Source organism: Shouchella shacheensis (assembly GCF_001484965.1).
Lineage (GTDB): Bacteria > Bacillota > Bacilli > Bacillales > Bacillaceae_D > Shouchella > Shouchella shacheensis.
This window is the reverse complement of record NZ_LLYY01000073.1, coordinates 1-1,531: the sequence shown is the minus strand read 5'-3', so window position 1 is coordinate 1,531 and position 1,531 is coordinate 1. Positions and strand designations below refer to the sequence as shown.

The 1,531-nt window shown below is 42.9% G+C and carries 1 protein-coding gene; it reads right to left on the bottom strand.

The window, feature by feature from the left end; translation table 11 throughout:
* Position 1 precedes the first annotated feature (1 nt).
* Entirely contained in the window at positions 2-1,363 is a 1,362-nt protein-coding gene (locus AVZ68_RS19405; RefSeq protein ID WP_059106227.1) for an IS4 family transposase, read from the bottom strand.
* Positions 1,364-1,531 lie beyond the last annotated feature (168 nt).

The following is a 1,531-nucleotide window of genomic DNA, read 5'->3' as shown; positions in this document are numbered from 1 at the left end:
CTCAACTTTCGCAGGCCGAAATAGACAGGTATATCCTAATATAGTTGGGTAAACCTGCAATCCATTGTTGTAATTGACTTTTGATTAACTTTTGTATTCGTTTATTGGTATGTTTTAGGGTATCTTCAAGAAGCTCGATTAACTGTTGTAATGCAACAGCCCAATCGAGGTCATTTACTTCATCGCATAATTCATAAAACAAGCCGCCTAAGGTTCGGTCATCTGTACTGCAGCGGTTTTGCCATGACAGCACAATATACCGTGCAAACACAATCGTTGTATGGCTGATGAGCGCGTCATAGGAACGGCTTTGGAATTCCTTTTGGAGCTTTAAAAGGGACTTTGTTGTTTTGAAGAAAACTTCAATATCCCAGCGCATGCCGTAAATGCGGATGATTTCCTGATCACTCAGTGTACAGTCTGTGCTTAGAATCGCAAGCCAATCACTTTTTTTGTTTCGATTGCGAACGAAAACCATTTTCACCGGGACACCATTGGCTTGTGTTGCGTGAATCGAGCGTAAAATGTCCTTTTTTCCATCCGTTGGTGTAGCCAAACGATATAACTGGTCCAAGCTAACGCGCTTGCCATCTACGAGGTAACGCTGCTTTAACTTTTTGACCATACCAATCACGCTCAGGCCTTGTTCTGTAAGGTCTTTAATGAGAGGCTGTTGGGTGAACCATGAATCCATCAGCACATAGGAGGCGTCAATGCCGGCTTTCATTGCCCGTGCAATCATACCCGGAATTTGTTCTGGAGCCGTTTGTAACGCTTCTTTACGACGTTTGTAACCGGAACTGCGTTTATCAACATTTTCAGAAATACCGTTGATCTGACTCTTTTTCGAACTCAATAACGAAAAGTCAACGGGCAGGAATGTAGCCCCATCAGACCATCCCAATGTCAACATGCGGAAACCTTTGTAGAAGCGCATTTTCTGGGAGGCGTGATCAAAGCAGCGAGCCAAAAGCTCCACGTGTTTACTTCGGTTCCGATCATAGGATGAATCATCTAAAATGAATACCTTCGGGCGGTCATGACGCGTCAGCTTTGACACCTTTCCAATCGTATGAGCGACCAGTAAAAGCAGAAAGCGGCGCCAGTTGAACGTCGATTGGTTCAGAAACCGATAAACGGTATCCTTGGCCGGAACCTCCGTGGCTTTCTTGCTTTCAAGCATCCGAAACCAGTTTTTGTTCTCAAGGATCAAACAAAAGATTAACTGGAAAATGTAAGCACAGGAAAACCCAAAGGACTTCCTAATACCTGCATTCCGTAAGTGTTTGAACATATTTAATTCTTTGAATGTCGATTTCATTTCATTTGGCAGTTGATTAGTCGGGTTGTTTTTCGCTATCATAGTAGGTGACACCTCTTCTATTTTGGTAGTGATTCTCGATAAATCAACTATACCAAAAGTTGAGGTGTTTTTTTATGTCTAAACCTAATGTCAAGCACTGTATGTCAGACCCAACAGGTGCTCATGGGCGTTGAATTCATTGCGATTTTCTTGGTGCGAAAGTTGAGT

Coding starts and splice junctions, on each gene's coding strand:
- AVZ68_RS19405 (WP_059106227.1), bottom strand. CDS start 1,363: ATGATAGCGAAAAACAACCCGACTAATCAACTGCCAAATGAAATGAAA.